The sequence below is a fragment of the Streptomyces sp. 378 genome, from assembly GCF_030124145.1.
Lineage (GTDB): Bacteria > Actinomycetota > Actinomycetes > Streptomycetales > Streptomycetaceae > Streptomyces.
In genome coordinates, this window is the sequence record NZ_JASKMS010000001.1 from 199,120 (window position 1) to 220,334 (window position 21,215).

Annotated in this window: 24 protein-coding genes and 1 tRNA gene; 14 read left to right on the forward strand and 11 right to left on the reverse strand. The window is 70.3% G+C overall.

The features are described from left to right. The first annotated feature begins 96 nt into the window (after window positions 1–96). The 4 genes from nhaA (at window position 97) to QNO09_RS00925 (ending at window position 3,390) form a co-directional block, all read left to right on the forward strand. A complete protein-coding gene (gene nhaA / locus QNO09_RS00910) occupies window positions 97–1,533 on the forward strand; it encodes a Na+/H+ antiporter NhaA (protein ID WP_283968052.1) in 1,437 nt (478 codons plus the stop codon). A 121-nt stretch (window positions 1,534–1,654) separates the two neighbouring features. Beyond that, window positions 1,655–2,143, forward strand: a complete 489-nt coding sequence (locus QNO09_RS00915; RefSeq protein WP_283968053.1) for a phage holin family protein — start codon at window positions 1,655–1,657, stop codon at window positions 2,141–2,143. Further along, complete coding sequence (locus QNO09_RS00920) at window positions 2,140–3,078, forward strand: alpha/beta fold hydrolase (protein ID WP_283968054.1); 939 nt, start codon at window positions 2,140–2,142, stop codon at window positions 3,076–3,078. Before QNO09_RS00915 ends, QNO09_RS00920 begins: the two co-directional genes overlap by 4 nt. Window positions 3,079–3,207: 129 nt before the next feature. After that, window positions 3,208–3,390 carry a hypothetical protein gene (locus QNO09_RS00925; RefSeq protein ID WP_283968055.1) on the forward strand — a complete coding sequence of 61 codons (183 nt, stop codon included), beginning with the start codon at window positions 3,208–3,210 and terminating at the stop codon, window positions 3,388–3,390. A 286-nt stretch (window positions 3,391–3,676) separates the two neighbouring features. Here QNO09_RS00925 and QNO09_RS00930 read toward each other — a convergent pair whose 3' ends face one another. The 3 genes from QNO09_RS00930 to nth form a co-directional block, all read right to left on the reverse strand. Further along, window positions 3,677–4,876 (reverse strand): MarP family serine protease, encoded by a 1,200-nt coding sequence (locus QNO09_RS00930; RefSeq protein ID WP_283968056.1) that lies wholly within the window; start codon window positions 4,874–4,876, stop codon window positions 3,677–3,679. A gap of 13 nt (window positions 4,877–4,889) precedes the next feature. Next, window positions 4,890–5,585, reverse strand: a complete 696-nt coding sequence (locus QNO09_RS00935) for an NUDIX hydrolase (protein ID WP_283968057.1) — start codon at window positions 5,583–5,585, stop codon at window positions 4,890–4,892. Window positions 5,586–5,733: 148 nt separating this feature from the next. Beyond that, window positions 5,734–6,612, reverse strand: coding sequence for an endonuclease III (nth, locus tag QNO09_RS00940; protein ID WP_451520742.1), 879 nt, complete (start codon window positions 6,610–6,612; stop codon window positions 5,734–5,736). Between nth and QNO09_RS39820 the strand changes: the two genes are divergently transcribed. Continuing rightward, on the forward strand, window positions 6,560–6,973 hold the full coding sequence (locus tag QNO09_RS39820) for a hypothetical protein (RefSeq protein WP_502962225.1): 414 nt from the start codon (window positions 6,560–6,562) through the stop codon (window positions 6,971–6,973). The two genes, nth and QNO09_RS39820, sit on opposite strands and share 53 nt — an antisense overlap. A gap of 193 nt (window positions 6,974–7,166) precedes the next feature. Continuing rightward, on the forward strand, window positions 7,167–7,841 hold the full coding sequence (locus QNO09_RS00945; RefSeq protein ID WP_283968059.1) for a Crp/Fnr family transcriptional regulator: 675 nt from the start codon (window positions 7,167–7,169) through the stop codon (window positions 7,839–7,841). A 75-nt stretch (window positions 7,842–7,916) separates the two neighbouring features. On the opposite strand, the gene QNO09_RS00950 is transcribed toward QNO09_RS00945, so the two are convergent. The 4 genes from QNO09_RS00950 to sp36 form a co-directional block, all read right to left on the reverse strand. Next, window positions 7,917–8,747, reverse strand: a complete 831-nt coding sequence (locus QNO09_RS00950; RefSeq protein WP_283968060.1) for an MBL fold metallo-hydrolase — start codon at window positions 8,745–8,747, stop codon at window positions 7,917–7,919. Beyond that, window positions 8,744–9,613: an NUDIX hydrolase gene (locus QNO09_RS00955; RefSeq protein WP_283968061.1), complete on the reverse strand. Its 870-nt coding sequence runs from the start codon at window positions 9,611–9,613 to the stop codon at window positions 8,744–8,746. Before QNO09_RS00955 ends, QNO09_RS00950 begins: the two co-directional genes overlap by 4 nt. A 93-nt stretch (window positions 9,614–9,706) precedes the next feature. After that, window positions 9,707–10,168, reverse strand: a complete 462-nt coding sequence (locus QNO09_RS00960; protein ID WP_283968062.1) for a RidA family protein — start codon at window positions 10,166–10,168, stop codon at window positions 9,707–9,709. Next, a complete protein-coding gene (gene sp36, locus QNO09_RS00965) occupies window positions 10,168–10,326 on the reverse strand; it encodes a Sp36 family protein (protein WP_093708112.1) in 159 nt (52 codons plus the stop codon). The genes QNO09_RS00960 and sp36 overlap by 1 nt, the downstream gene beginning before the upstream one ends. A 221-nt stretch (window positions 10,327–10,547) precedes the next feature. Here sp36 and bagA point away from each other — a divergent pair, with 221 nt between their 5' ends. Then, a complete protein-coding gene (gene bagA / locus QNO09_RS00970; RefSeq protein WP_283968063.1) occupies window positions 10,548–11,525 on the forward strand; it encodes an ATPase BagA in 978 nt (325 codons plus the stop codon). A gap of 49 nt (window positions 11,526–11,574) precedes the next feature. Then, entirely contained in the window at window positions 11,575–12,984 is a 1,410-nt protein-coding gene (gene bagB / locus QNO09_RS00975) for an ATPase BagB (protein WP_283968064.1), read from the forward strand. Between the two features lie 220 nt (window positions 12,985–13,204). Here bagB and wblA read toward each other — a convergent pair whose 3' ends face one another. Continuing rightward, window positions 13,205–13,543: a transcriptional regulator WblA gene (gene wblA / locus QNO09_RS00980; RefSeq protein ID WP_283968065.1), complete on the reverse strand. Its 339-nt coding sequence runs from the start codon at window positions 13,541–13,543 to the stop codon at window positions 13,205–13,207. 408 nt (window positions 13,544–13,951) lie between these two features. Here wblA and QNO09_RS00985 point away from each other — a divergent pair, with 408 nt between their 5' ends. Further along, a complete protein-coding gene (locus QNO09_RS00985) occupies window positions 13,952–16,246 on the forward strand; it encodes a transglycosylase domain-containing protein (protein ID WP_283968066.1) in 2,295 nt (764 codons plus the stop codon). An 81-nt stretch (window positions 16,247–16,327) separates the two neighbouring features. On the opposite strand, the gene QNO09_RS00990 is transcribed toward QNO09_RS00985, so the two are convergent. Further along, window positions 16,328–16,792, reverse strand: a complete 465-nt coding sequence (locus QNO09_RS00990; RefSeq protein ID WP_031105819.1) for a GatB/YqeY domain-containing protein — start codon at window positions 16,790–16,792, stop codon at window positions 16,328–16,330. Window positions 16,793–16,961: 169 nt separating this feature from the next. Here QNO09_RS00990 and QNO09_RS00995 point away from each other — a divergent pair, with 169 nt between their 5' ends. The 5 genes from QNO09_RS00995 (at window position 16,962) to QNO09_RS01015 (ending at window position 19,951) form a co-directional block, all read left to right on the forward strand. Continuing rightward, window positions 16,962–17,900, forward strand: coding sequence for a metallophosphoesterase (locus QNO09_RS00995; protein WP_283968067.1), 939 nt, complete (start codon window positions 16,962–16,964; stop codon window positions 17,898–17,900). A 353-nt stretch (window positions 17,901–18,253) separates the two neighbouring features. Next, window positions 18,254–19,024, forward strand: coding sequence for a Pr6Pr family membrane protein (locus QNO09_RS01000; RefSeq protein WP_283968068.1), 771 nt, complete (start codon window positions 18,254–18,256; stop codon window positions 19,022–19,024). A 47-nt stretch (window positions 19,025–19,071) separates the two neighbouring features. After that, window positions 19,072–19,145: transfer RNA gene (locus tag QNO09_RS01005), tRNA-Pro, on the forward strand. Between the two features lie 252 nt (window positions 19,146–19,397). Next, window positions 19,398–19,574 carry a hypothetical protein gene (locus QNO09_RS01010; protein ID WP_283968069.1) on the forward strand — a complete coding sequence of 59 codons (177 nt, stop codon included), beginning with the start codon at window positions 19,398–19,400 and terminating at the stop codon, window positions 19,572–19,574. Between the two features lie 185 nt (window positions 19,575–19,759). Then, window positions 19,760–19,951 (forward strand): hypothetical protein, encoded by a 192-nt coding sequence (locus tag QNO09_RS01015; RefSeq protein WP_283968070.1) that lies wholly within the window; start codon window positions 19,760–19,762, stop codon window positions 19,949–19,951. Window positions 19,952–20,039: 88 nt separating this feature from the next. Here QNO09_RS01015 and QNO09_RS01020 read toward each other — a convergent pair whose 3' ends face one another. Then, window positions 20,040–20,510, reverse strand: coding sequence for a DUF5615 family PIN-like protein (locus QNO09_RS01020; protein WP_283968071.1), 471 nt, complete (start codon window positions 20,508–20,510; stop codon window positions 20,040–20,042). Then, complete coding sequence (locus QNO09_RS01025) at window positions 20,507–21,151, reverse strand: DUF433 domain-containing protein (protein WP_283968072.1); 645 nt, start codon at window positions 21,149–21,151, stop codon at window positions 20,507–20,509. The genes QNO09_RS01020 and QNO09_RS01025 overlap by 4 nt, the downstream gene beginning before the upstream one ends. Window positions 21,152–21,215 lie beyond the last annotated feature (64 nt).

A 21,215-nucleotide genomic window follows, 5' to 3' on the forward strand; every position in this document is an offset into this window, starting at 1 on the left:
TGCGTTTACTAAACTGAGCAGAACAAGTGCTCCATGGTGCGCCGGGAAGTCTGGTCGGCATGTGCTCCGTCCTGCCCACCCGACCGGAGGTTCTCTGTGACCGCGCCCCGCTCCACCACCACCCGCAAGGTCCTCGGCCGGCTGTCACTGCCCGAGCGGACCTACGTGACGGACGCGCTGCGCACCGAGACCGTCGGCGGGGTGCTGCTGCTCGCCGCCGCGGTCGCGGCGCTGCTCTGGGCGAACATCCCCGCCCTGCGTGACAGCTACCAGAGCGTCTCCGACTTCCATCTGGGCCCCGCCGCCCTCGGCCTCGACCTGTCGATCGCGCACTGGGCCGCCGACGGGCTGCTGGCGGTCTTCTTCTTCGTCGCGGGGATCGAGCTCAAGCGGGAACTCGTGGCGGGTGACCTGCGCGACCCGAAGGCCGCCGCGCTCCCGGTCGTCGCCGCGCTGTGCGGCATGGCCGTACCGGCGCTCGTCTACACCGTCACCGCCGTCGCCGGCGGTGGCTCCCTGGCCGGCTGGGCCGTGCCGACCGCCACCGACATCGCGTTCGCGCTCGCCGTGCTCGCCGTCATCGGCACGTCCCTGCCGAGTGCGCTGCGGGCCTTCCTGCTCACCCTCGCCGTCGTCGACGACCTCTTCGCGATCCTGATCATCGCGGTGTTCTTCACCGCCGACCTGAACTTCGCCGCCCTCGGCGGTGCCGCCGCCGGTCTGCTGCTCTTCTGGCTGCTGCTGCGCAAGAGCGTCCGCGGCTGGTACGTGTACGTGCCGCTCGCCCTCGTCATCTGGGCGCTGATGTACAACAGCGGCATCCACGCCACCATCGCCGGTGTCGCCATGGGCCTGATGCTGCGCTGCCACCGCCACGAGGGCGAGGACCACTCCACCGGCGAGCGCGTCGAGCATCTCGTACGGCCGCTGTCCGCGGGGCTCGCCGTCCCCCTGTTCGCCCTGTTCAGCGCGGGGGTCTCAGTGTCCGGCGGGGCGCTCGCCGATGTGTTCACCCGGCCCGAGACCCTCGGTGTCGTCCTCGGGCTCGTCCTCGGCAAGGCATTCGGCATCTTCGGCGGGACGTGGCTGGCGGCCCGTTTCACCCGGGCGTCGCTCAGCGACGACCTCGCCTGGGCGGACGTGTTCGCCGTGTCGGCCCTGGCCGGCATCGGCTTCACCGTCTCGCTGCTCATCGGCGAACTCGCCTTCGAGGGCGACCAGGCGATGACGAACGAGGTCAAGGCCGCCGTCCTGCTGGGGTCGCTGATCGCCGCGACACTCGCGACCGTCCTGCTGAAATTGCGGAACGCCAAGTACCGCAGGTTGTGGGCGGACGAGGAGCGCGACGAGGACGCCGACGGCATCCCGGACGTCTACGAGGAGGACGACCCGGCGTACCACCTGCGGCTCGCCGCGCTGTACGACCGCAAGGCCGCCGAACACCGCAGGATCGCCCAGGAGAAGGCAGCCGCGCGCCACGGGCTTGCCGAAGTGCCGGGCGGGGCAGGCGAGGACCACGACCGTCCGGCATGATCTGACGAGACGGTACAAGAGACGGGACCGTACGCAGTCATGCCGTGCGCAGTCGGACGACCGCGCACGAGTCGGACAGAAGACGCGGACATCGGACCGTACGCAGAAGAGGGAGACCGCGATGAGCGCACCCGACGGCAGCCCGGTCGGCGCCGAACGCAGCATCGGCCAGCTGTTCGCCTCGGCGACGGCGGAATTGTCGGCGCTGGTGCACGACGAGATCGCACTGGCGAAGGCGCAGCTCAGACAGGACGTGAAGCGCGGCGCGACCAGCGGCGGGGCCTTCTCGGCGGCCGGTGCGGTGCTGATCTTCTCCCTGCCGATGCTGAACTTCGCGCTGGCATACGGCATCCGCACCTGGAGCGACTGGAACCTCGCGGTCTGCTTCCTGCTGTCGTTCGCGGCCAACGTGCTGGTCGCGCTCGTCCTCGCGCTGATCGGCGTGGCCTTCGCGAAGAAGGCCAAGAAGAGCAAGGGCCCGCAGAAGGTCGCCGCGTCGATGAAGGAGAGTGCGGTCGTGCTGCAGAAGGCCAAGCCGCACCCGCGGCCCGAGCTCCCGAAGGACCGGGTCCCCGAGGCCATCGAGGCTGTGGCACGCTCGTCCTCATGACGGACCCCGCCACACCTTCGGAACCCCCGGCTCCGGCCGTCCTGCTGGACGGCCCCTGGAGTCACCGCGATGTCGCCGCCAACGGCGCCCGCTTCCACATCGCCGAGCTGGGTGACGGGCCGCTGGTGCTGCTGCTGCACGGCTTCCCGCAGTTCTGGTGGACCTGGCGGCACCAGCTGGTGGCGCTCGCCGACGCGGGCTTCCGGGCCGTCGCCATGGACCTGCGGGGCGTCGGCGGCAGCGACCGCACACCGCGCGGCTACGACCCCGCCAATCTCGCGCTCGACGTCACCGGCGTCATCCGCTCCCTCGGCGAGCCGGACGCCGCGCTGGTCGGCCACGATCTGGGCGGATACCTCGCGTGGACGGCGGCCGCGATGCGCCCCAAGCTGGTGCGGCGGCTCGCGGTCGCGTCCATGCCGCACCCGCGGCGCTGGCGCTCGGCCATGCTGAGGGACGTCAAGCAGACCCGCGCCGGTTCACACATCTGGGGGTTCCAGCGGCCCTGGATCCCGGAGCGGCAGCTCACCGCCGACGACGGGGCGCTCGTCGCGGAGCTGATCCAGGAGTGGTCCGGGCCGCGCCCGCTCGAGGAGGAGGCGCTGCAGACGTACCGCCGCGCCATGTGCATCCCCTCCGCCGCACACTGCGCGGTCGAACCGTACCGCTGGATGGTGCGCTCCCTGGCCCGCCCGGACGGCATCCAGTTCAACCGGCGGATGAAGCGGCCCGTGCGGGTGCCGACGCTCCATCTGCACGGCTCGCTCGACCCCGTGATGCGCACGCGCAGCGCGGCCGGGTCCGGCGAGTACGTCGAAGCCCCCTACCGCTGGCGGCTGTTCGACGGCCTCGGACACTTCCCGCACGAGGAGGACCCGGCCGCTTTCTCCTCGGAACTCATCAACTGGCTGCGGGATCCCGAACCCGACCGGTGACCGGCCGGCCCCACCCGCCCCACCGGCACCTGAACGCTTGTCCTACGAACGGCCAATTGCCCGGCGCATAAGCCAATTGGACGCCCCTGGAGCGATTATCGACCATGGGGCGGGGGCACACGTCGGGGTATGGGCTGGACGCACGACTACAGTGACGCAACCCGCAATCGCCGCTCGGCGGGCGGTGCGAACCCCCACCGGCGAAGCGGCGCACCGCAGATGGCGACCGCGGACCCCCGGGTCGGGATTCCGCGTATCCTCCGCCGCCGGGCCCGCTGGGTCTCCGTACGACTGCGTCCCACGCGCGACTGAGGCGTCACTCACGCGAGTGACGCCCCGACACCTCCCGCTTCCAGACCGCTCGTAGGGCCTGTCACGGGAGTGGCGTCGCCGCCCGACGGGCGGCCGCGCGGCGTCCGGTGGGTGCTCTCGGCGTGCCGCCCGGAATCCCTTGTACTCGGAATTCCTTGTACTGGGCATTCCTTGTACTGGCCGTACTCGGGCTGTCGGGCGGTGCGGCGCGTGGGGGCACCCCCCGCTCGCAGAGCTTGGGGAGCATGCCGGGCGTCGCGCGGCAGACGCCGCTCTCGCAACGGGCCTAGAGGGCGCAGCTGTCGCTGCCCACCTGCTGGTCGGCGGTGCGCCCCTTGGCGATGTCCTCCTGGATCTCGTCCACGGTCAGCGCGTATCCCGTCTGGGCGTCGTCGAGCGACTTGGCGAAGACGACGCCGTAGACCTTGCCGTCGGGCGTGAGCAGCGGACCACCGGAGTTGCCCTGGCGGACGGTCGCGAAGAGGGAGTAGACGTCGCGGCGGACCGTGCCGCGGTGGTAGATGTCCGGGCCGTTGGCCGTGATGCGGCCCCGCACACGCGCGGCCCGCACGTCGTACGCCCCGTTCTCCGGGAAGCCGGCGACGATCGCGCTGTCACCGCTGCTCGCGTCCTTGTCGGTGAACCGCAGCGCGGGCGCCTTGAGATCCGGCACGTCGAGGACGGCGATGTCGCGCCGCCAGTCGTAGAGCACGACCGTGGCGTCGTACTTCCTGCCCTCGCCGCCTATCTGCACGGTCGGCTCGTCGACCCCGCCCACCACGTGTGCGTTGGTCATCACGCGGCGGCCGGAGAAGACGAAGCCGGTGCCCTCCAGGACCTTGCCGCAGCTCGGGGCCGTGCCCACGACCTTGACGATGGAACGCTGGGCACGGTTCGCCACGGAGCTGTTCGCCAGCGCCGGGTCGGGCGGCTGGACGTCGGTGATCGGCTCGTTCGAGAACGGGCTGAAGACCTGCGGGAAGCCGTTCTGCGCGAGGACGGAGGAGAAGTCCGCGAACCAGGTGGCCGCCTGGTCCGGCAGCGCCTGGGAGACGCCCAGGAGCACCTTGGAGCTGCGGACCTCCTTGCCGAGGGTCGGCAGCGTCGTGCCCGCCAGCGCGGAGCCGATCAGCCAGGCGACCAGGAGCATCGCCACGACGTTGACCAGCGCGCCGCCGGTGGCGTCCAGGGCCCGGACCGGGGACCAGGTGATGTGCCGGCGCAGCTTGTTGCCGAGGTGGGTGGTGAGGGCCTGGCCGACGGATGCGCAGACGATGACGACGACGACCGCGACGACAGCGGCGGTCGTGCTCACCTCCGCGTTGTCCGTCAGCGCGTCCCAGATGACGGGCAGCAGGTAGACCGCGACGAGACCGCCGCCCAGGAAGCCGATCACCGACAGGATGCCGACGACGAACCCCTGGCGGTATCCCACGACCGCGAACCACACGGCGGCGACCAGCAACAAGATGTCCAGCACGTTCACGGAGGCCACCCTGTCATGCGCGCCAGTCGAGCGGGACCTGCTTCTCCCGGTCCCAGGGCCGCTCCCAGCCCGCGAAGTGCAGCAGCCGGTCGATGATTCCGGCCGTGAAACCCCAGACAAGGGCCGATTCGACCAGAAATGCCGGGCCTCGGTGACCGCTGGGGTGAACGGCCGTCGCGCGGTTGGCGGGATCCGTGAGATCCGCCACGGGGACGGTGAAGACGCGGGCGGTCTCGTTCGGATCGACGACTCCGACCGGGGTCGGTTCACGCCACCAGCCCAGCACCGGTGTGACGACGAAGCCGCTGACCGGGATGTACAGCCGGGGCAGGACGCCGAACAGCTGGACTCCCGAGGGGTCCAGGCCGGTCTCCTCCTCCGCCTCGCGCAGGGCGGCCCGCAGCGGGCCGTCGCCGGACGGGTCACCGTCCTCCGGGTCGAGGGCACCGCCCGGGAAGGAGGGCTGGCCGGCGTGCGAGCGCAGGGAGCTCGCACGCTCCATCAGCAGCAGCTCCGGTCCGCGCGCGCCCTCACCGAACAGGACCAGCACCGCGGACTGGCGCCCGGCCCCGTCCGCCGGCGGCAGGAACCGGCTCAGCTGCCCGGGCCGGACCGTCTCCACGGCGTGCGCCACCGGGTGCAGCCAGCCGGGCAGCCCGTCCTTGCTCAGTGCCACCGGGCCGCCCTGTGTGTCGCTCGCCCGCGTCATCGCCACCCCCGTCGTCCTGCCGCATCCAACGCGCGGCGGGCCCGAGATCGTTCCACGAGCGCCCTCGATCCCCTGAAAGGGCGGCGCGTCGGGCTCGCCGGGGGGCCTGCCGGAGGGCTCGGACGGCGCACCGGGGGGCTCGGGCAGCTCATCCGGCCCCCAGCGGCGGCGCCGGTGTGCCGCCCGCGTCCAGATAGGCCTGCGGAGGCTTCAGACGCTGGCCGGGGAAGCCGCCCTTCTCGTACTTGAGGAGCTTCTTCGCCTTCTCCGGGTCCGTCTCGCCCTCGCCGTACGCCGGGCAGAGCGGGGCGATCGGGCAGGCGCCGCACGCGGGCTTGCGGGCGTGGCAGATACGGCGGCCGTGCCAGATCACGTGATGCGAGAGATCCGTCCAGTCGCTCTTCGGGAAGAGCGCGCCGACGGCGGCCTCGATCTTGTCCGGGTCGGTCTCGGCGGTCCACCGCCAGCGGCGCACCAGTCGCTGGAAGTGCGTGTCGACGGTGATACCGGGGCGCCCGAAGGCGTTACCCAGCACGACGAACGCGGTCTTGCGGCCGACGCCGGGCAGCTCGACCAGGTCCTCCAGCCGACCGGGCACCTCACCGCCGAAGTCCTCCACCAGAGCCTTCGAAAGGCCTATGACCGACTTCGTCTTGGCCCGGAAGAAGCCGCACGGGCGGAGGATCTCCTCCACCTCCTCGGGGTTGGCGGCGGCCAGGTCCTCCGGGGTCGGGTACGCGGCGAAGAGGGAGGGTGTCGTCTGGTTGACGCGCAGGTCGGTCGTCTGGGCGGACAGGACGGTGGCGACGACCAGTTGGAAGGGGTTCTCGAAGTCCAGCTCGGGGTGCGCGTACGGATAGACCTCGGCGAGCTCGCGGTTGATGCGGCGGGCCCGGCGGACCAGAGCGGTGGGCGACTCGTCGCTCGGCGGGTGGACGACGGCCTTGGCGGGCGCGGCGCCCTTGATACGGGCGGTGGCCTTCTTCGGCGCGACCACGACCTTCTTGGCGGCGGGCGCCTTCCTCACGGCGGCCTCCTTCGAGGCCTTCTTCGCGGCGGAGGCCTTGGACGCGGTCTTCTTCGTCGCCGCCGTCTTCTTCACGGTCGCCGTCTTCTCCGCAGACGGGGCCTTCTCCACAGACGCCGTCTTCTTCACGGAAGCCGTCTTCTCCGCAGACGCGGCCTTCTTAGTGGACGCCGCCCTCTTCGCAGACGCGGCCTTCTTCGAGGAAGCCGTCTTCTTCACCGGTTCCGTCTTGTTCTCTTTCGCCGTTTTTCTACCGCCATCGGGGCTCTGTTCGCCCACAGCGGAATCGCGACGTACAACCACCCGCGCAGCCCCCTCGGCCTGTGCTCTCACCGGCGATTTGGACACCCGGCCAGCCTAAGGCCCGGCACCGGCATCCGCCCCGGCCCCTGAAGATCGGCGCCCAATTGGACCCCTGCCGCGTACCCCGGGACACGTGTGCGGCATCCTTGTGACAGATCACACTGTTTGGACCGCCCGACAAAATGGGCACTACGGTCCCTCGGTACACGGGGGAGCAAGATCCCCTGAGCAGGTCGAATAGGAGAGAACTCGTGGACGACGTTCTGCGGCGCAATCCGCTCTTCGCGGCGCTCGATGACGAGCAGTCCGCGGAGCTCCGCGCCTCCATGAGTGAGGTGACCCTCGCCCGCGGTGACTCGCTGTTCCACGAGGGTGACCCCGGTGACCGCCTGTACGTGGTCACCGAGGGGAAGGTGAAGCTCCACCGCACCTCCCCCGACGGCCGCGAGAACATGCTCGCCGTCGTCGGCCCCAGCGAGCTCATCGGTGAGCTCTCGCTGTTCGACCCGGGCCCGCGCACCGCGACCGCCACGGCTCTGACCGAGGTCAAGCTCCTCGGCCTCGGCCACGGCGACCTCCAGCCCTGGCTGAACGCCCGCCCCGAGGTGGCCACGGCGCTCCTGCGCGCCGTCGCGCGCCGGCTGCGCAAGACCAACGACGCGATGTCCGACCTCGTCTTCTCGGACGTCCCGGGCCGTGTCGCCCGCGCCCTGCTCGACCTGTCCCGCCGGTTCGGCGTGCAGTCCGAGGAGGGCATCCACGTCGTCCACGACCTCACGCAGGAGGAGCTGGCCCAGTTGGTCGGCGCGTCCCGCGAGACGGTCAACAAGGCCCTCGCGGACTTCGCCCAGCGCGGCTGGCTGCGCCTGGAGGCCCGCGCGGTGATCCTCCTGGACGTGGAACGCCTCGCCAAGCGCTCGCGCTGACGCGCGCACCGCTGCCGTACGTCATCGGGCCCCCTCTCCTCACGAGACGGGGCCCGACGTCGTGTCCGGGGGCGGTCAGATGAGCCCGTGCTCCTCGAGGTAGTCCATCTGGGCGCGTACCGACAGTTCCGCCGCCGGCCACAGGGAGCGGTCCACGTCGGCGTAGACGTGGGTGACGACTTCCGTGGGGGTGCGGTAGCCGTCCTCGACGGCTGTCTCGACCTGGGCGAGGCGGTTGGCGCGGTGGGCGAGGTAGTACTCGACGACGCCCTGGGCGTCGTCGAGGACCGGGCCGTGGCCGGGCAGGACCGTGTGGACGCCGTCGTCGACCGCGAGGGAGCGCAGGCGCCGCAGGGAGTCCAGGTAGTCGCCGAGGCGGCCGTCCGGGTGCGCCACGACCGTCGTGCCGCGACCGAGGATCGTGTCGCCGGTGAGAACCGCCCGGTCGGCCGGGAGGTGGAAACAGAGGGAGTCGGCGGTGTGGCCGGGGGTCGGTACGACGCGCAGTTCCAGCCCGCCGGTGGTGATCACATCCCCGGCGGCCAGGCCCTCGTCGCCCAGGCGCAGTGCCGGGTCGAGGGCACGCACGCGCGTGCCGGTCAGTTCGGCGAACCGGACGGCGCCCTCGGCGTGGTCGGGATGGCCGTGGGTCAGCAGGGTGAGGGCGACGCGCTTGCCTGCCTGTTCGGCCGTGGCGACGACCCGGCGCAGGTGCGTGTCGTCCAGCGGGCCCGGGTCGACCACGACGGCGAGGTCCGAGTCGGGCTCGGCGAGGATCCAGGTGTTCGTGCCGTCCAGGGTCATCGCCGACGCGTTGGGCGCCAGGACGTTCACGGCCCGCGCGGTGGCGGGCCCCGAGAGGACCCCGCCGCGGGGCTGGCCTGGAAGGGCTGCTGCGTCCGTCATGCGGTGGCTCCACCGGTCGGGATGTGCTTGGTGAACTCGTCGTGGCCCGGCCAGGACAGCACGATCTCGCCGTCCACCAGGCGGGCGGTGGCCAGGACGGGCGTGAGGTCACGGCCCGGGGCGGCGTCGAGCGCCCGGGCGGCCGTCTCGTACGCCGTCAGCTGGCGCAGGGTCGCGATGGTGGGCGGCATCATCAGCAACTCGCCCTTGTCGTAACCGGCCGCCGCCTCGCGCGGGGCGATCCACACCGTGCGGTCGGCCTCCGTCGAGGCGTTGCGGGTGCGCTGCCCCTCGGGGAGCGCGGCCACGAAGAACCAGGTGTCATAGCGGCGGGACTCGAACTCCGGGGTGATCCAGCGGGTCCAGGCGCCGAGCAGGTCCGAACGCAGGACCAGCCCGCGGCGGTCCAGGAACTCCGCGAAGGACAGGTCCCGGGCGACCAGGGCGGCACGGTCCGCCTCCCAGTCGGCGCCCGTGGTGTCACCGACGACCGAGTCGGGGGCCGGCCCGGCGAGCAGCACACCCGCCTCCTCGTACGTCTCCCGTACGGCCGCGCAGACGATCGCCTGGGCCGCCGTCTCGTCGACGCCGAGCCGGTCCGCCCACCACGCGCGCGTGGGGCCCGCCCAGCGGACGTGATGGTCGTCGTCGCGCGGATCGACCCCGCCGCCCGGATAGGCGTACGCGCCTCCGGCGAAGGCCATGGAGGCGCGTCTGCGCAGCATGTGGACGGCGGGGCCGCTGCCGGTGTCCTTCAGGAGCATGACGGTGGCCGCGCGCTTCGGCGTCACCGGGGTGAGGGTGCCGGCCGCGAGTGCGCGGATGCGGTCCGGCCACTCCGGGGGGTACCACTGACCGTTCGCCATGGGCGCGAGGCTATCCCGTGACGGGCGGATGTTCGAGTGGTCCCGGGGACGGATTCCGCAGCTCGGACCGTCGAAGAGAGTGCCGGGCGGGTGCTACGCGAGCTCCACCTGGATCTCGACCTCGACCGGCGCGTCCAGCGGCAGCACGGCCACGCCCACCGCGCTGCGCGCGTGCACACCCTTGTCGCCGAGCACCTGGCCGAGCAGCTCGCTCGCGCCGTTCAGCACCGCGGGCTGGCCCGTGAAGTCCGAGGCCGAGGCCACGAAACCGACGACCTTCACCACGCGCGCGATGCGGTCCAGGTCACCGGCGACGGACTTGACGGCGGCCAGTGCGTTCAGCGCACACGTGCGTGCCAGCTCCTTGGCCTCCTCCGGGGTGACCTCCGCACCGACCTTGCCGGTGACCGGAAGCTTGCCGTCCACCATCGGCAGCTGCCCGGCGGTGTAGACGTAGGGGCCGGACTGCACGGCCGGCTGGTACGCGGCCAGCGGCGGGACCACGTCGGGCAGGCTCAGACCGAGCTCGGCCAGCTTCGCCTCGACGGCGCCCACTACTGCTTCGCCCGCTTCAGGTAGGCCACGAGCTGCTCGGGGTTGTTCGGCCCGGGCACGACCTGGACGAGCTCCCAGCCGTCCTCGCCCCAGGTGTCCAGAATCTGCTTCGTGGCGTGGACGAGCAGCGGCACGGTTGCGTATTCCCACTTGGTCATGCGGCCGACTCTAGCCGCTGCCGCAGGGGGTCACACGGCCGCCCACGGCCCCGGTCGTCCACAGGCCACGGCCGTGGGCGGCCACGGGCCACGGCCCCGGTCGTCCACAGGCCACGGCGGTGGTTGTCCACAGGCCCCGGCCGCGGTCGTCCACGGGCCCCGGCCGCGGTTGTCCACAGCCTCCCGCGTAGCCCGGGCGCGAACTGGTTAGGCTCGAATACGTGAGCAGGCTCCAGGTCGTCAGCGGCAAGGGCGGTACCGGCAAGACCACGGTGGCCGCGGCCCTAGCGTTGGCCCTGGCCACGGAGGGGAAGCGGACGCTTCTCGTCGAGGTCGAGGGCCGTCAGGGCATCGCGCAGCTCTTCGAAACGGAGGCGCTGCCTTATGAGGAACGGAAAATCGCGGTAGCACCCGGGGGCGGGGAGGTGTACGCACTCGCCATCGACCCCGAACTGGCCCTTCTGGACTACCTCCAGATGTTCTACAAGCTGGGCAGCGCCGGACGGGCCCTGAAGAAGCTCGGCGCGATCGACTTCGCCACCACCATCGCGCCCGGCCTCAGGGACGTCCTCCTGACCGGAAAGGCCTGCGAGGCGGTGCGGCGCAAGGAGCGCAGCGGCCGCTTCGCGTACGACTACGTCGTCATGGACGCCCCGCCGACGGGGCGGATCACCCGCTTCCTGAACGTGAACGACGAGGTCGCGGGCCTCGCCAAGATCGGCCCGATACACAATCAGGCGCAGGCCGTGATGCGGGTGCTGAAGTCGCCGGAGACGGCCGTGCACCTGGTGACGCTGCTGGAGGAGATGCCCGTCCAGGAGACCGCGGACGGCATCGCCGAGCTGCGTTCGGCCCGGCTTCCGGTGGGGCGGATCATCGTGAACATGGTCCGCCCGGAGGTGTTGGACGAGACCGACCTGGAACTCGTACGCACGGTCCCGCGTTCCACTGTCGCGCGGTCCCTGTCGGCCGCCGGGCTCGGCGGGGCGCGGCGCGGCGGGCACGCCGAGCGGCTGGTGGACCCGCTGCTCGCGCAGGCCGCGGAGTACGCCGAGCGGTACACGCTGGAGCACGAACAGCGTGCGGTCCTGACCGAGCTGGACCTGCCGCTGCACGAACTGCCGCTGTTCGCCGAGGGCATGGATCTGGCGGGGCTGTACGAGCTGGCCCGCGAGCTGCGCGAGCAGGGCGTGTCATGAGCCAGGACAGACGGTCAAGGCCCGTCATGAGTCGGAAGCAGGGGATGTCATGAGCCGTCCGGACCCGGCGCACACCCACGACCCGGCCCGCCCGCACCTCGCCCCCGCACACCTGCTCGACATCGATCCGCTGCTGGAGGACCCCACCACCCGGATCGTGGTCTGCTGCGGCTCGGGCGGGGTCGGCAAGACCACCACCGCGGCGGCGCTGGGTTTGCGCGCGGCCGAGCGGGGCCGCAAGGTGGTCGTCCTGACCATCGATCCGGCCCGCCGGCTCGCCCAGTCCATGGGCATCGACTCGCTGGACAACACCCCGCGCCGGGTGAAGGGCATCGACGACTCCGCGGGCGGCGAGCTGCACGCGATGATGCTCGACATGAAGCGCACCTTCGACGAGATCGTCGAGGCGCACGCGGACGGTGAGCGGGCGGCCGCCATCCTGGGCAACCCCTTCTACCAGTCGCTCTCCGCGGGCTTCGCGGGCACGCAGGAGTACATGGCGATGGAGAAGCTCGGGCAGCTGCGCGCCCGGGACGAGTGGGACCTGATCATCGTCGACACCCCGCCGTCCCGCTCGGCGCTGGACTTCCTGGACGCGCCCAAGCGGCTCGGGTCGTTCCTGGACGGCCGGTTGATCCGGCTGCTGACGGCACCGGCGAAGCTGGGCGGTCGCGCCGGGATGAAGTTCCTGAACGTCGGGATGTCGATGATGACCGGCACCCTCGGCAAGCTGCTCGGCGGTCAGCTCCTCAAGGACGTCCAGACGTTCGTGTCGGCGATGGACACGACCTTCGGCGGCTTCCGCACCCGCGCGGACGCCACGTACAAGCTGCTCCAGGCGCCCGGCACGGCGTTCCTCGTGGTCGCGGCCCCGGAGCGGGACGCGCTGCGCGAGGCCGCCTACTTCGTGGAGCGGCTGGCCGCGGAGGACATGCCGCTCGCCGGTCTGGTGCTCAACCGGGTGCACGGCAGCGGCGCCGACCGGTTGTCGGCCGAGCGGGCGCTCGCCGCCGCGGAAAATCTTGAAGAGCCCCGCATTGTGGATCAGGAGGGCGGGAAAGCAGTACTTCGTAACTCCCCCGACACACACAACAGTTCAGACTCTCCCACGCCCGGAACACCAGCTCAGGCTCCGGCATCGGCTCCCGAGGGTGGCTCCCCCACCGAAGACGCCGAAGCTACCGAGCACGCGGAGGACCCCGAGCGGTCCGTCGACCAGCTCACGGCCGGCCTGTTGAGGCTGCACGCCGATCGCATGCAGCTGCTCTCCCGTGAGCAGCGCACGCGTGACCGCTTCACCGCGCTCCACCCCGAGGTGGCCGTGACGGAAGTGGCCGCGCTGCCCGGCGACGTGCACGACCTCGCGGGACTGCGCGCCATCGGCCACCGGCTCGCGGCCGACGAGCGCGAGCTTCCCGACCCCGCCGACCGGCCCGAACCGCCCGAGGCGAGCGCCTGAGGGCAACCCGGCGAGGGCGTAGGGCCCGTGAGCGACGACTGAAGGCTCGCAGTAGGTGGCAAGACTCACAGGCAATGGCGAGGCTCACAGTCGATGGCGAAGGGCCCGGCAACGGGCCCTCGGACCTGGACCTGAGGAGCTCCCGGAGGGGAGTCCCTCCCTGCGGGAAGTCCTGAGCTCACCGCCGCCTGGATCTGGTCGCGGAGGGGAGTCGGAATCCTCAGCTCACCGCCGCGAAGTTCTCGTAGATCTCGTCGTCGTCGAGGGGCATGACACCGCACCCCCGCTCGTACTCCGTGCGCGCCGTCTCCAGGAGCCGACGCCAGGAGGTCACGGTGGGACGCCTGCGCAGCAGTGCGCGGCGCTCCCGTTCCGTCATGCCTCCCCACACGCCGAACTCGACGCGGTTGTCGAGCGCGTCGGCCAGGCACTCCGTGCGCACCGGGCATCCGGTGCACACCGCCTTGGCCCTGTTCTGCGCTGCTCCTTGAACGAACAGTTCATCCGGATCGGTAGTGCGGCAGGCCGCCTGCGCACTCCAGTCGGTTACCCAGCCCATACCGGCGCCGTCCTCTCCCGAATCGAGGCTCCCCCACGGCGGCAGCGGCATATTCACCGCCGCCAGTTGAGGACGTTACGGAAGGTGGGCACAGCGCAACACCCCCTTCGGGCCCAATCTTGAATGGCCCGAACGGACTATGGGTAAGCGGCAGATCACCCGGGGGAGTGAGCTGGCGACATATGCAACCTTCCCGACAAACCGGGACAGTTCAGTTGCGTCACAACGGACGCCGCATGACACACGAGGCGGATTCGGACACGGCCCCACCAAAAAAGTTAGGGAACACCCGGAACGATTCGGGGTCGCCGGACGTATTGATACGTGACCTCGCTGCTGTGACAGTTGAGAGCAGCTTAGGCCAAGGCCTATACGCCTGTCCGGCGAATGAGAACGTAGGCTGCCCTCATGCCAAAAAAGCGTTCGGGCGGTGGTCTGTCTCCCACGCAGCAGGCCGCCAAGTTCCTCGGTGTCAGCGTCCTCGCGGGGGCCGTGCTGGCCGGCATCGCGCTCCCGGCGGTGGGCGCGCTGGGACTGGCGGCCAAGGGATCGGTCGAAAGCTTCGACGATCTCCCGGCCACCATGAAGGCACCGCCGCTGAGTCAGCGCACCACCATCCTCGACGCCGACGGCGGCCCCATCGCCACGGTCTACTCACGCGACCGCACGGTGGTCCCCCTCAAGGACATCTCGCCGTACATGCAGAAGGCGATCGTCGCCATCGAGGACTCGCGCTTCTACCAGCACGGCGCGGTCGACCTGAAGGGCGTCCTGCGCGCCCTCAACAAGAACGCCCAGACCGGCGAGGTCTCCGAGGGCGCCTCCACCCTGACGCAGCAGTACGTGAAGAACGTCTTCGTCGAGGAGGCGGGCGACGACCCGACCAAGGTCGCACAGGCCACCCAGCAGACGATCGGCCGCAAGATCCGCGAACTCAAGTACGCGATCCAGGTCGAGGAGGAGCTGGGCAAGAAGAAGATCCTCGAGAACTACCTGAACATCACGTTCTTCGGCCAGCAGGCCTACGGTGTCGAGGCCGCCGCCCAGCGCTACTTCTCCAGGTCCGCCAAGGACCTCAGCCTGGAGCAGTCGGCCCTGCTCGCCGGCATCGTCCAGTCGCCCAGCCGGTACGACCCGGTGAACGACGAGGCGGAGGCCACCAAGCGCCGCAACACCGTGCTGCAGCGCATGGCGGCCGTCGGAGACATCTCCAAGGCGCGGGCCGCCGAGGCGATGAAGGCACCGCTCGGCCTGAAGGTCAGCAAGCACAAGAACGGCTGCATCACCGCCGTCAAGGGCGCCGGCTTCTTCTGCGACTACGTGCGCGAGGTCTTCCTGAACGACCCGGTCTTCGGCAAGACCAAGGAGAAGCGCGCGAAGATCTGGAACCAAGGCGGTCTCACCATCCGCACGACCTTGGACCCGCAGGCCCAGAAGGCGGCGCAGGCCTCCATCAAGGATCACGTCTACCAGAGCGACGACGTGGCCACCGCCGCCACCCTCGTCCAGCCCGGTACCGGCAAGATCCTCGCCATGGGCCAGTCGCGTCCCTACGGCGTGAACACCAAGAAGGGCGAGACGACCCTCAACCTGTCCGTCGACGGCGACATGGGCGGCGGCATGGGTTACCAGCCCGGTTCGACGTTCAAGCCGATCGTGGCCGCCGCCGCCCTCGAGGACGGCATGCCGGCGAACAAGGTCTACTCCTCGCCGTACCGGATGCCGTACCCGAGCCCGGTCTCGGCCTGCGACGGCAAGCGGTGGGTGAACGACCCCGACGACCCGGCCAAGCTCGAGAACGAGAACTCCTCCGAGGTCGGCCCCTACGACATGCGGGAGGCGACCGCCAAGTCGGTCAACACCTACTACGTGCAGATGATCAGCGACATCGGCATCTGCCCGGTGACGACGATGGCGAAGAAAATGGGCGTCGTGCGGGCCGACGGCGACAAGATGCCGCAGGTGCCCTCCATCGCCCTGGGCACCCAGGAGATGTCCCCGCTGACCATGGCGAACGCGTACGCGACCTTCGCCTCGCGCGGCATGTACTGCACGCCGGTCGCCATCGAGTCGGTCAACCGGCGCGTCGGCGACAAGACCACGTCGTTCAAGGTCCCGAAGTCGACCTGCTCGCGCGCGATGTCGGAGGACACGGCCGACACCATCAACACCCTGCTGAAGGGCGTCGTCGACGACGGTACGGGTAAGAAGGCCGGTCTCGGCAGCCGCCCCAGCGCCGGTAAGACCGGTACGACGGACGAGCGCTACGCGGCCTGGTTCGTGGGCTACACGCCGAACATGGCCGGTGCCGTGTGGGTCGGCGACCCCGCGCACAAGCGGAAGATGATCGGCATCACCATCGGCGGCCGGCCGCACAGCAAGGTCTTCGGTGGCGAGGTTCCCGGCCCGATCTGGCGCGACATGATGTCCGGCGCACTGGAGGGCAAGCCCGTCGAGGACTTCAACGACGTCCACATCCCCGACAGCAGGCCGCGGGACCGCGGCGACGGTGACCGCGAGGACGGGGGCGGCGGCCGCGACGACGGGGGCAACGGCGACAACGACGGCTTCATCGGCGGCCTGGTCGGCGGCAACAACGGCGGAGGCGGCGGCGGCGAGCCCACGCCTTCGTTCTCCATCCCGGAGGGCTTCTTCCGGGGCCAGGGCAACGGCGGGAACGGCAACGGCGGCCGGTTCGGCTGAGCCGCGGCAGTGACAGAACGGCCCCCCTTCCTCCCCGTGCGTGCGGGGCGGAAGGGGGGCCGTCTTCGTCCGGCTGAGAGATCAGCCGGCCAGCAGCTTCTTCACCGCGGCGGCGACACGGCCGCCCTCGGCCTGGCCCGCCACCTTCGGGTTCACGATCTTCATGACCGCGCCCATGGCCCGCGGCCCCTCGGCACCGGCCGCCTTGGCCTCCTCGACGGCCTGGGCGACGATCTCCTGGAGCTGCTCGTCGGACAGCTGCTGCGGCAGGTAGGTGGCGAGCACCTCGCCCTCCGCCTTCTCCCGCTCGGCCTGCTCGGCACGACCACCCTGCGCGAAGGCGTCGGCCGCCTCGCGCCGCTTCTTCGCCTCCCGGGTGATCACCTTCTGGACCTCGTCGTCGGAGAGCTCGCGCTTCTCCTTGCCCGCGACCTCCTCCTTGGTGATCGCGGCGAGCGTCAGCCGGAGCGTCGAGGAGCGGAGCTCGTCGCGCTCCTTGATCGCAACGTTGAGGTCTTCCTGCAGCTTCGACTTGAGCGTGGTCATGGGGTCGATTGTCGCAGGTGCGGGACGAGCGGCGCCCCTCGATTTGCGCGGCGGCCACCGAAAGCCCCGGTGCCGTCAAGGATTTCGGGCGGCGCCCGGGCACGGGCAGCAGCCGGGCACGGGCAACGGCCGGGCACGGGCAACGGCCTGCATCTGACACGATGGTCGTATGCGCGCGCGATACGGAGTCCCCCTGGGAATCACGGCGGCTGGTGCCGCCGGTCTGTTGTACGCCGCGGGCTTCGAGGCCCGCTCCTTCCGCCTCCGCCGGGTCACCGTCCCGGTCCTGCCTCCGGGAATGCGCCCCCTGCGTGTGCTGCAGGTCTCCGACATCCACATGGTCGGCGGGCAGCGCAAGAAGCAGCGCTGGCTGCGGTCCCTGGCGGGTCTGCGCCCCGACTTCGTGATCAACACGGGCGACAACCTCTCCGACCCGGAGGGCGTGCCGGAGGTCATGGACGCGCTCGGACCTCTGATGGAGTTCCCCGGCGCCTACGTCTTCGGCTCCAACGACTACTACGGCCCCAAACTGCGCAACCCCGCCCGCTACCTGCTCGAGAAGGCCCAGGGCCGCCACGGGCTCAACGGCAACGCGCCGGCCGAGGGCGTGGTGCACAACCCGTGGGAGGACCTGCGCGACGGTTTCGACGCGGCGGGCTGGCTGAACCTGACGAACGCGCGCGGCGAGCTCAAGCTCGAGGGCGTTTCGGTGGAGCTCACGGGCCTGGACGACCCGCACATCAAGCGGGACCGCTACGCGCGGGTGGCGGGCGGCCCCTCCGAGGCGGCGGACTTCTCGATGGGCGTCGTGCACGCCCCGTACCTGCGCACCCTGAACGCCTTCACAGCCGACGCCTACCCCCTGATCCTGGCCGGCCACACCCACGGCGGCCAGCTGTGCATCCCCTTCTACGGCGCCCTGGTCACCAACTGCGACCTCGACACGGACCGGGTGAAGGGCCTGTCCACGCACACGGCGGAAGGTCGCACGTCATACCTCCACGTCTCGGCGGGCTGCGGCACGAACCGCTACACACCCGTACGGTTCGCCTGCCCTCCGGAGGCCACGTTGCTGACGCTGGTCGAGCGTGAGGACGTGGGGAGGTAGGGCGGGCGAGGGGTCGAGCGGAAGCGCGACGGGTTCTACGGGTCTACGGGTCCTACGGGGGTAGGGGGACGATCCGTGGGGGTAGCGCGGCGATCCTCCACGGAGTGGCGCGAGGGCCCGAGGCCAGGCGACGATCCCCACGGGGTGGTGCGAGGGGCTGAGGCCAGGCGACGATCCCCACGGGGTAGCGCGCGGGCCCGAAGGGAAGCGCGCGGGCACCAGCGGAGGTAGACGAAGGAGCCCGGGCCGACCCGACGGGCGGACACCAGAGATTGCGCGAGGGGGCCCGGCCGGGTACCCCACACGGCCCCGCCCAGATCGCCCCCTTTGTCCGTTCCTGCCAGCGTGAGGGCATGACCGCCCCGATACCCCGGGACATCCCGGACCTCCCCGCGATCCCGTCCCCGTCGGCACTGAAGCCCACCCCCGTGCCCGCCACGGCCGTCGTCACCCCGGTCCGCCGCCCCGCGGCCGCGGCCTACCGCCTGCTGGTCGCCCTCGTGGCGGCCGCGGGCGTGACGCTGGAGCTGCTCCTCGGCGACCCGTCCCGGGCCCTCAGCCACTTCGCGATCCAGAGCAACATGCTGCTGGCGCTGGTCATGACCCTCTCCGCCCGCCGCGCGTGGACGGCCCGTCGCCCCTTGCCCGGTGCCCTGCTGGGCGCGACGCTGCTCTACGTCGTCATCGCGGCCCTGGTGCACCACCTGCTGCTGGCGAACCAGGCGAGCCCCTTCTCCCTCACGGGCGAGGCAGCCGCCCCGACAGGCTGGCAGGCCCTCTCCCACGGCCTGCTGTACACGGTGACCCCGATAACAGCGGTACTGGACTGGCTCCTGCTCACGTCCCCCGGCCGCCTGCACCTCCGCCAGGCCAGCACCTGGCTCCTCTACCCCCTGGCCTACCTGGCCTTCTGCCTCGTCCGAGGCGAGCTGCTCCTCCCGGGCACCCAGGACCGCTATCTCTACCCGTTCCTGGACGTCGGCCAGGACGGCTTCAAACGCGTCCTCGGCAACGCCCTCCTCCTGGGCCTCTCCTTCTACGCCCTGGCCGTGCTCCTCGTGGCTCTCGACCACACCCGCCCGAACCCGCTCCGCCACCTCGGCAAAACCGGATTTCGTCTCTAGCCACCGGTGGGCTAAAGTAAACGTCGTCGCCGCGACAGCAGCGACATCGGGGTGTAGCGCAGCTTGGCAGCGCGCTTCGTTCGGGACGAAGAGGTCGTGGGTTCAAATCCCGCCACCCCGACAGCTGAAACACCAGGTCAGGGGCCTGATCCGCTTTGCGGGTCGGGCCCCTTCTGGGTTTCTGGCGCACTCTTGGGAGCCATTTGGGAGCCGGACCCGAAAGAGGGATCAGTCCCCCTGCACAGCTCCACCGAGGGAACCGCCGTCACGTGTCGCTGCTCGGCTCCTGCGCCCAGGCGTCGTCATCCCAGCACCAGCAATCCTTCGGATCGCCAAGCGCATGCGGAACATCGACGCCCCCCCAAGGCACGGCGTGATCACGAAGGAAGTCCACACCTTCCGCACCCGCACCGAGGCACGCATCAAGATCGCCACCTGGATCACCGACTTCTACAACACCAGGCGGCTACACAGCGTGTGCGGGTTCAAAAGCCCGATCGACTATGAACGCGAGTACCGGGCCACCCTCGCCGAGGGACTGGCCGCATAGATCGTCTCCACGCTGCGAGGGGATTGGCATCCTGGCCTTCACGGGAGGAGAGCAAGAAAGACCTCGATACTTGGGATCTCACTCTCCGTTGCGACCACGTGGTGCCCTACATTCAGCATCGCGAGAACAGCCGCGTTTCCACCCGCGTCGTCGACTGCCCAGAATGCGGAGAACGTCGCGGACTAGTGAGCAGTGAGCGGGTAGGGCCCGCCTACCGCGACGACGGGACCACCCGTGAGCGCGCAGTAGCCGACCGAGAGCGGCTCGCACGGGACCTGGCAGCCGCCAAGGCGAAGCTGACCCGTCAGCAGAAGAATGCGGCGGCGACCCAACGGCGCATCGCCGAGCTCCAGGAAGAGCTCGGCAGTGAGCCCTGATGACACGAAGCCCAGTCAGCGACACCGAGTCATTCCCTGGTCCCGCTTGCAATGTGTTGTCGGCTGGGAGCCCTCGTGTGTCGAGGTGTCAGGGCTTGGCGGCCGAATCACGCCCCGGCCAATGCTTCGGCGGAGTGACGGCCGGGTCCGTGATCTGGAGTCGCTTCTGCCGGGTCGGGTCGATCGACGTCAGGGCGACGAGACGCTGACCGCTGGCTGCTTCGAGTTCAGACAGGGCGTGGGGAAGGGCCGCGCAGACGGTGGCGATCGCCGTGCCCAGGCCCACCAGGCCACCGTGTTTGTTGTTCTGGCGGTACTCGATGCGATGCAAGCCCGACTGTGCGATGGCCGCCACTTCGAGGGGCCGGCTGAGCTGCTTGGTGTCGTTGGTGATGACGACCTCGAAGCCGTCGGCCTTGGCCTTGGCGTACAGCTCGATGTCCTTCGTGCCCGTCCAGCCCTTGAGATCGTGGACGTGGACGACTTCATGCGCCTTCAGCAGGATGCGCACGATCTCGGCCATCGGGCGGGGCACGTTCTCGTCGAGCAACAGTTTCAAGCGACGGCCTGCCGGGGCTCGCTGCTGCCATAGCTGTCCACGTACTCACTGAAGTCGGCCGCATCGCGGGCCGCCTCGGCCGTCACGCCTGGGTAGAACTCAGCGATCTGGTCCGGTGGGACGCCGTCCCTCACGAGGGCTGCGACATCTGACGCGGGGATCCTGGTGCCTTGGATGACCGGTTCGCCACCTCGGACCGACTCGTCGACCGCGACATGCTCACGGGGGGTGAGCAAGGCAGGAATACTGCGGCCATCCTTGTAGAAGGGCGCGAGAACATCCACCATCTGGTGGATGACCACGTTGCCCCCCTTGATCAGGTCCACGGCGTGGTCGGGCTCGGCCAGGTAGATGGTGTCCGGACCCGCGACGAGTTTGTACGAGGAGAGGTGCTCCCACTCGCCGAGGTCTTCCCGGAGCGTATTCAAGGCACGGCGGATCTTCTGCAACGAAGCCTCTTCGCGCAGCTGCACACAGATGCGGAGTGCGACAACGTCGCGGAACGAGTAGAGGATCGGCCTCTCGCTGGAGATCTCGGGCACGAGCACGGCGCCCTTGGGCCCGGAGGCTCGGCGCCAGTGGGACAGCTGGCGCAGCGTGGCGCCGGAAAGAGCCGCGGCGAGTTTGGGTTCGTACGACATCGCGCGCCTCCTTCCGCCCCTGCCGATACGGGCCTGAACGTACCCCATTCTCCTGGAAGCAACT